This window comes from Oceanobacillus salinisoli (genome assembly GCF_009733865.1).
Classification (GTDB): Bacteria; Bacillota; Bacilli; order Bacillales; family Amphibacillaceae; genus Oceanobacillus; species Oceanobacillus salinisoli.
This window is the reverse complement of sequence record NZ_WOFB01000015.1, coordinates 165174-172888: the sequence shown is the minus strand read 5'-3', so window position 1 is coordinate 172888 and position 7715 is coordinate 165174. Positions and strand designations below refer to the sequence as shown.

The 7715-nt window shown below is 38.5% G+C and carries 8 protein-coding genes; 3 read left to right on the top strand and 5 right to left on the bottom strand.

Translation table 11 applies throughout. The features are described from left to right. Window positions 1-577: 577 nt before the first annotated feature. The 3 genes from GMJ66_RS11945 to GMJ66_RS11935 form a co-directional block, all read right to left on the bottom strand. A complete protein-coding gene (locus tag GMJ66_RS11945) occupies window positions 578-1951 on the bottom strand; it encodes an FAD-binding oxidoreductase (RefSeq protein ID WP_156290550.1) in 1374 nt (457 codons plus the stop codon). A gap of 202 nt (window positions 1952-2153) precedes the next feature. Then, complete coding sequence (locus GMJ66_RS11940; RefSeq protein WP_156290549.1) at window positions 2154-2396, bottom strand: DUF1450 domain-containing protein; 243 nt, start codon at window positions 2394-2396, stop codon at window positions 2154-2156. Window positions 2397-2589: 193 nt separating this feature from the next. After that, a complete protein-coding gene (locus GMJ66_RS11935; RefSeq protein WP_156290548.1) occupies window positions 2590-3840 on the bottom strand; it encodes a DNA polymerase IV in 1251 nt (416 codons plus the stop codon). 270 nt (window positions 3841-4110) lie between these two features. On the opposite strand from GMJ66_RS11935, the gene GMJ66_RS11930 reads away from it, so the two are divergent. Beyond that, on the top strand, window positions 4111-4548 hold the full coding sequence (locus tag GMJ66_RS11930; RefSeq protein ID WP_156290547.1) for a CBS domain-containing protein: 438 nt from the start codon (window positions 4111-4113) through the stop codon (window positions 4546-4548). Window positions 4549-4688: 140 nt separating this feature from the next. Here the strand turns inward: GMJ66_RS11930 and GMJ66_RS11925 are convergent, their stop codons facing one another. Both GMJ66_RS11925 and GMJ66_RS11920 read right to left on the bottom strand, forming a co-directional pair. Further along, window positions 4689-4787 carry a YjcZ family sporulation protein gene (locus tag GMJ66_RS11925; protein WP_231514909.1) on the bottom strand — a complete coding sequence of 33 codons (99 nt, stop codon included), beginning with the start codon at window positions 4785-4787 and terminating at the stop codon, window positions 4689-4691. 118 nt (window positions 4788-4905) lie between these two features. After that, window positions 4906-5685: a 2-keto-4-pentenoate hydratase gene (locus GMJ66_RS11920; RefSeq protein ID WP_156290545.1), complete on the bottom strand. Its 780-nt coding sequence runs from the start codon at window positions 5683-5685 to the stop codon at window positions 4906-4908. A gap of 174 nt (window positions 5686-5859) precedes the next feature. Here GMJ66_RS11920 and GMJ66_RS11915 point away from each other — a divergent pair, with 174 nt between their 5' ends. Together GMJ66_RS11915 and dacB are read left to right on the top strand one after the other, a co-directional pair. Beyond that, window positions 5860-6216 carry a hypothetical protein gene (locus GMJ66_RS11915; protein WP_156290544.1) on the top strand — a complete coding sequence of 119 codons (357 nt, stop codon included), beginning with the start codon at window positions 5860-5862 and terminating at the stop codon, window positions 6214-6216. A 124-nt stretch (window positions 6217-6340) separates the two neighbouring features. Then, window positions 6341-7714 (top strand): D-alanyl-D-alanine carboxypeptidase/D-alanyl-D-alanine endopeptidase, encoded by a 1374-nt coding sequence (dacB, locus tag GMJ66_RS11910; RefSeq protein WP_156290543.1) that lies wholly within the window; start codon window positions 6341-6343, stop codon window positions 7712-7714. Window position 7715: the final 1 nt, after the last annotated feature.

Sequence of the window (7715 nt, the reverse complement as noted above, 5' to 3'; positions counted from 1 at the left end):
GCCGATTGGTGAAACCAGAGGCTTAGTCGCACTTATACCCTTGCGGTGAAAGTCAACATCGACTCAGGTTTTTAGGAAGGCCGACTAAAAGCGGGCTAGCGCTCAGGCGTCGGCATACCCCTATGAAGGGGCATGTTTCCTTTTCGCTCTTCAAGCATAAGATTCACTAAGATTTTTACATTCGTAAAAATCAAGATCATCTAATCTCCTACGGGGACTGTTCGGTTAAAACCGCCGCTTTGCGCGGCAACACCGAACCACCTGGCATGGCCAGGCGTAGTCCGTACGTCTCTAAACGGGTGCTTGTGCTTTTGGTCTACGTTAGGATAGCATAAATTTTTAGCAAGAGGTAGATCAACTTAGTAAAAATTGTAACGTACCAAGTATTAGAAAAAACTTCGACATTCGCTAAAGGGACGAGGCGAATGCCGAGTTCTGGATTCCTATTTTAATCTTTGCCAATCTTTTTCAGCAACAATTTTCTTGGTAGGAACCAAACTTTTTAGAAAACATCCCTAGTAATAAGAAACGAAAGAGGATGCCGATAAAATAACAGCACCCTCTTTTCAATCTTAATTTATAATATCTTCCCCGGATTAAACAACCCATTTGGATCTAGGATTTGTTTGATTTTCTCCATCACGATAAGGGCATTTCCGTGTTCCCGTTTTTGATACTTTGCCTTGCCAATTCCGACACCATGTTCTCCTGTGCATGTTCCTCCACGTGATAATGCATAATTGACAATGTGACTATTAAATTCTTCTGCTTTTTGAATTTCATTCGTGTTATCAGTATTAATCATGATTAAGGCATGATAATTTCCATCTCCAACATGTCCAACGATTCCGCCTGGCAGTTGTAAGTCTTCTAATGCTTCTCTTGCATGGTGAATGGCTCCTGCCAATTCTGATATAGGAAGGCATACATCGGTTACCATTAATTTTCTGCCTGGATATGCATGGATATAGGCATAGGCTAAGTGGTGCCTGGCATCCCATAATTTATTTCGTGCTGCATTGTCGGTTTCAAATTGTATATCCAGACAATTATAATCCTTTACAATTTCTTTTGTGAATGCTACGTCTTGTTTTAATCCAGCTTCATTTCCGTGGAACTCAAGAAACAATGTAGGTACTTCCTGATAATTCGTATCCGCATGCTGGTTGACTTGTACCATGGACGGTTCATCGACAAGTTCCATTCGTGCAACCGGTATGCCAGCCTGACGTATGGCAACAACAGATTCCACCGCATCGTCAATCGTTTGAAATGATGCACGTGCTGCCGTAATATGTTCTGGTATCCCATAAACTTTTAATGTGATTTCTGTAAAGCAGCCTAGGGTTCCTTCTGATCCAACAAAAATACCGTTTAAATGTAATCCGGAAGAGGACTTGGCAGCCAGATTACCTGTATGGATAATGGTACCATCAAAAAGAACAACTTCCAGATCACGTACATTATCACGCATTATTCCATATTTTACTGACATGGTACCACTTGCATTAGTCGCCGTCATACCACCAATTGTAGCATCTGCCCCGGGATCAACAGGGAAAAATAAACCATACTTCTTTAGTTCATTATTTAATTGTTTACGGGTAACACCAGGCTGTACTTTAACAATGAAATCCTTTTCCTTAATTTCCAATACGCTATTCATTAATGAAAAGTCAATTGTAATACCATGTCTGTAAGGAATAACATGTCCTTCCAAACAAGACCCTAAGCCAAAAGGGGTAATGTGCATATTGTGCTTGTTTGCGGTTTTTACAATTTGACTTACTTCCTGGCTATTTTTTGGAAAAACGACAACATCTGGAAGGCTTGGTGTATGGTAGGATTCGTCTTTGCTGTGTTGTTCTAAAATCGTAGGGTTCGTGCTGATTTGGTCGTTTTCCAGGAATTCTCTTAATTCTGCAATTACATTTTTTACAATGGTATCCATGAAATCTCCCCAATCATATTTCTTATTATTTATAAAATTTTGTATTTATAATATGAAGTATATCTAATATATGGGGAATCGTCTACATCATAAGGAGATTGTTCAAATCAATAAAATGGACTACAAATTGCGATTGCATTTTTGTAGTCCATTTTTATACTGCGTTGCTGACAAACGGTATAGAGAAAAAAGGAACTGGTTATTAGAATTCAATGTCCTCGAGTTCCTTTTCAACGGCTTTTTTTATTTTTTCAATACATTCTTCCCTTGTCTTACCAAAAATACGATTTCCATTTACCATTGCATATGGCCGCATCGCGCACATTCCGCAGTAATTCATACATTCATAGCTCATCACAGCAACTTCAGGACGGTTAAAAACTTCTTCCAGTTCTTCTGCAGAAAGTAAATTGTAATCACATACTTCTATAATGATAAACCCCATAATAAACACGCTTTCCTTCGTACTTTCATCATTTTACCCTAATCGTTCTTGCTGCCAATTTATAAAAAAGCTCAACATCTATCTTACACAATTGTTTTTGCTAACACAATTAGTTGAACATAGTATGGGGTAATTTAGAATAAAAAATGATAAATAATGAGAATTCGCATGTTTTTTAGGAAATCAACGGTTTTTATGCAAAATGGCCGCCGATTTTTTTACTCCGATCAATCGTTACTCCGGCGTCCGTATAACTGGAAGCGCGAAGGATAGCAGTGGAACCGTATTTGTCACGAATCGCATCCATGACATACCCAATATCTGTTTTTTTCGTACGGTCCTCGAAAAGGTCCAGTTGTGTTTCCCCTTTATCAAAGAGGTTATCCAATGTTACATAGACATGTCGAACATTACTAACTCCATCATAAAATTGATGAAACAACTGCATACAGAGATGATAGACATCCATTGTTACATTGGTGGGAAGTTCGATGGACCTTGATCGGGAAAAGCCACCACCAGTTTTCTTCGAATAGGCTATTCCAAGATGGATGGTTTTTCCGACTTTGTCTGCTGTTCGGGCTCTTCGACATACTTCCTCACATAGGTCAAGAATACATGTAGAAACCTCTTCCTTTGAATAATCACGCAATAAGGCAATCCCGTGGCCAAAACCTTTTTGTTCTGTTTTAGTAAAGTTTCCGTATACAGGACTTAGATCAATTCCCCAAGCATGCCAATATAATTGTTCACCCATGATTCCAAAGCGTTTTTTTAGATGATCTAAGTTATAATTGGCAAGCTGTCCAAGGGTGATAATGCCCATTCGGTTGAGATTTCGCTTCATTCTACTGCCAATACCCCATATGTCTTCCACTGGAAATGGCCAAAGTTTTTCTTCTACGTCTTCATATTTGCATTCGGCAATTCCAACTTTTTTTCCATGAAGATCCATAACGACTTTTGCCAGAAATTTGTTGTCACCGATTCCAACCGAGGCGGTAATGCCGAAGTGGTCGAATATATCCTGTTTGATTTTTTTCGCTACAGCCCAACGGTCACCAAACAGTTTTTTTAATCCATTCACCGTGACCCAAACTTCATCTACTGAATACTGATGAATGGCCTCCTTTGGGACATATTGATTAATCAGTTTTGTAATTTCTACGGACACTTGAATATAATCTGCCATATGAGCAGGGACGATATGAATGTCCGGGTCTTTTGGCAGTTCAAAAAAACGGCTGACATTGCTAATACCATGCTCTTTCTTCAAAGTTGGAGAAGCTGCTAATACAATGCTGCCCGAGCGATTTGGATCTCCGACAACCGCTAGTAATGCTGTCATCGGATCCAGTCCTAATTTAACAGCTTCCACGCTTGCGTAGAAAGAGCGCATATCAATACATAGGACGTCATTTCGGGGATAAGAGGAATAATCCATGCTAGTTCACCACCAATAAATAGAACGTTTGTTCCTATTATAAGCGGGTCAGAAAAAAATATCAATGGAAATTTTTGCCGTATTAACTAGTGCTTGTTAGAAGTATAAATTTTAGCTAAGAAGTGGGTTGGACATAGATAAAAATATCGTCTTAAGTATAAGAAAAACGAATCATTCGATTAAAGCGAATGAGAGTTTTCTAATTATGATGGTATAACAATGAAGAAATAAAACAAAATAATAAATGAATATAGATAGGAGGTAAGATTTATGGCACAGTATTTAAGAGATATCATGACACAGAATGTAATGACAGTGAATGAAACCCAATCAGTACAGGAAGCGGCTGCAATTATGAGTCAATATAATATTGGTGCTGTTCCAGTGGTTAACAACAGTGGACAAATGGTTGGTATTGTAACAGACCGTGATATAACACTGCGTACAACTGCACAAGGGCAAAATGCGCAAACACCAATTTCCCAGGTGATGACAGCACAGCAAATGGTAGAAGGAACACCTGAAATGGATGTACATCAGGCTGCACAGTTAATGGCACAGCAGCAAATCCGTCGTTTACCTGTAGTAGAAAATGGGCAGTTAGTCGGAATGGTAGCATTAGGAGATTTAGCGGTTCAAAATCAATATGCTAATGAGGCGGAACAAGCCCTGTCAAGTATTTCTACACCATCCGCACCTCAACAATAAACAGTAAGAGATAATCTATAATCTCAACCATTTATCAGGTAAGCATAAAAATACGACATTCACTAAGCCATAGCGAATGTCGTATTTTTTACACTGACACCAACAAAGGAGAAGTAGTTGATGACAGGTAAATAAAGCGCTTAGTAACCTCCGCCAACATAAGCGCTTCCTACGATAATCAATAGGATAAAGAGAACAACAATCAACGCAAAGTTACTTCCGTATCCGCTGTAATCCATTGTTTCACCTCCCTTTTCCATTTACTTATAATATATGGAAAAGGAAGATCTAAGGAAGGGCTTGAATCTAAAGGTGTGAAAAAAAGGGTGCTTCTTTTAGAGCGTCTCATAGTTAGATTTATGGTAAGAAAGAGACTTCTACTTTTCCAACCGAGGAATAGGTTGCTTCATATTTACCTGCTAGTAGAGGTAAAGGTGAGATAAAGGTGCCTGATGAAATCACCATCCCCTTTTTCAGTACTTTATGGTGGCTGGCAAGTTTTTTCACTAACCACGAAACAGAAGAAACGGGATTACCTAATACCGCTGATGAATTCCCCTCACTAATTTTTTCTCCATTATGGAAAAGTTCCATGTTAATATTTGCTAACTCTTCAAATGAAGGAGAATCAGTCGGCTCAGAGACAATTACAAGTCCTGTTGCAGTATTATCGCAAAGGAGATCCGCTAAAGAAAAATTTGGAAACCAATCGATGTACCTCGAATCAGGAATTTCAAGTCCAGCTGCAATTTTACTTTTATTCAGGATTTCTTCTTCTGTTGCATCGGGTGATACATCATCTGTTAGGAAAAACAGTAACTCTGGTTCCACTAATGGTCTAAATAAATTCGAAAGAGAAATGCTTCCTTTGCTTTTTATTAGATTGGAGGTGAGTAATGTACCATAGGCTGGTTCGTGGGTATTAGCAATTGCCTGTGTTTCGGCACTTGTCATACTAATTTTATACCCAGCAATTTCTTCGTTATGCTTCGTAATCTTTTTTTGGATAAGTTCATCCTGCACCTCATAAGCCGTTTTTTCATCTAAAGAATAATGATTTCGAATGAATTCAATGGGAGTTTTTGTTTCATTAGCATGATAAAGTTTTTCTGCAATTTCTTTTATTATGTATGTCATTTGTGAATCACTCCTTTGATGCATGCTAGTGTATAGATAGAAATATCATAATATACTTACATGATTCTGTAAAATGGCATTAATTAAATGATTGGGAAAGACGGGAAATTCTCTATCCATCCTAGGCATCTTTGCATAGGATAAAGTGTGCACCTAAATGGAAGGGGAATTGATATGTACTATTACTATCCAATTTACTGCCCAGCTAGTTGTATTCCTTTTGTGCCAGTTCGTCAGTATCCACCCGTTGACCCTGAATTGTTTCATCAGTCGGCAAATGAAATGCGAAAGTTAATGAATGATGCAAGCGTCGTATTGGATCGGCTAGCAGATTCAAAAGAGTTTGATGAGGCAATCATGAGTGCTGCACAAGAGTCAAATCAAGAAGAAGTTAAACGTTTAATTCAATCAACGGGCATTTCTTCTGAGGTAGATGTTAGTTTTAATCCAGATAATATTAGATTAGAATTTAAGTCACATCTCAATGAAGTGGAATGCTGCCGACTACAGGTTTCCATAAAGTGGAGATAACCTAAAAGCAGTTACTTGTTGTTCAAGTTCTAACGAAGTAACTGCTTTTTATCATGTGAAAAAAGGAATGGTTTCAGCCCTTGTCGAATTAGTAAGCAAAACATATTCAGAGGGGAGAAAAGAAATGAAAGAAAAGATACTGGAGTACATACATAAAGACCCAAAATTGAAGGGAGCATTAATCGGAATAAGTATACGTTCACCACAGACAGGTGATTTGCTATTTGAACATCAAGCGGATATTCGTATGCATCCAGCATCTAATATGAAATTGCTAACAGGTGCTGCAGCATTATCAGTATTAGGAGAGGATTACACTTTTCTAACCGAGTTAAAAACAGATGGTGAGATACGTGGAAATGTACTTGATGGAAACCTTTATCTCGTTGGCAAGGGAGATCCAACTCTTCTGCCAGAGGTTTTTGATGGATTTGCTTTGGAATTAAAAAATCAAGGGATTGAGACAATAAAAGGAGATATCATTGGTGATGATACTTGGTATGACGATATGCGCCTATCTCCTGATTTAGTTTGGACAGATGAACAATATTATTATGGCTCCCAAGTATCTGCATTAACCGCTTCGCCAAATGAGGACTATGATACAGGAGCGATTATACTTGAGATAACCCCTGGAGAACATGCTGGAGATAAACCAGAGATAAAGGTTTTTCCTGATATCAATTATGTTACGATTGAAAATCAAGCAATAACTGTTAATAAGCAAGTGGAGGAAGAATTGATGGTGGAACGAGAACACGCCACCAATCAAATATCTATTTCTGGTAAAATTACCGCCGACTCTGAAAAACAAAAAGAAGTTATGGCAGTTTGGGATGCTTCGAACTATGCAATGAAGCTTTTCCAAAATGGGCTGGAAAAGGCTGGAATTACTTGGCGAGGGGACATTAGGTTAGGGTGTGCTCCAGAAAATTTACATTCACTTTTGAGTAGAAATTCGATGCCATTATCAGACCTGCTGGTACCTTTTATGAAACAAAGCAATAATGGGCATGCAGAAATTCTTGTTAAAGAGATGGGAAAAGTGATGTATGAAGAGGGAAGCTGGGAAAAGGGACTTGATGTAGTGAAGAAACAAATTCAAAGGTTTGGACTGTGTGTGGACACACTTGTATTAAAGGATGGCTCTGGTATTTCCCATAGCGACGCCATCCCTCCAAATGAAATAACGAAGCTTTTATATGAAGTTCAAAACGAAGCATGGTTTCCAGTTTTTTTAAACTCCTTGCCAATTGCTGGAGAAGGGGAACAAATGGTAGGAGGAACCTTGAACGACCGCTTAAAAGGGTATGATGTAAAGGCAAAAACCGGTACGATTGAAGGGGTTAGTACACTGTCCGGGTATTTAACAACAAAACAGGGGAAACGACTGATTTTTTCCATTATGGTTAATCATTTATTGGATGAGGAAGAGGGAAAACAGGTAGAGGATGAGATTATCGAAATTATTGTTGGTGAATATGAAAAGACTCTATAGT

Coding starts and splice junctions, on each gene's coding strand:
- GMJ66_RS11945 (WP_156290550.1), bottom strand. CDS start 1,951: ATGGATACCATTGTAAAAAATGTAATTGCAGAATTAAGAGAATTCCTG.
- GMJ66_RS11940 (WP_156290549.1), bottom strand. CDS start 2,396: ATGGGGTTTATCATTATAGAAGTATGTGATTACAATTTACTTTCTGCA.
- GMJ66_RS11935 (WP_156290548.1), bottom strand. CDS start 3,840: ATGGATTATTCCTCTTATCCCCGAAATGACGTCCTATGTATTGATATG.
- GMJ66_RS11930 (WP_156290547.1), top strand. CDS start 4,111: ATGGCACAGTATTTAAGAGATATCATGACACAGAATGTAATGACAGTG.
- GMJ66_RS11925 (WP_231514909.1), bottom strand. CDS start 4,787: ATGGATTACAGCGGATACGGAAGTAACTTTGCGTTGATTGTTGTTCTC.
- GMJ66_RS11920 (WP_156290545.1), bottom strand. CDS start 5,685: ATGACATACATAATAAAAGAAATTGCAGAAAAACTTTATCATGCTAAT.
- GMJ66_RS11915 (WP_156290544.1), top strand. CDS start 5,860: ATGTACTATTACTATCCAATTTACTGCCCAGCTAGTTGTATTCCTTTT.
- dacB (WP_156290543.1), top strand. CDS start 6,341: ATGAAAGAAAAGATACTGGAGTACATACATAAAGACCCAAAATTGAAG.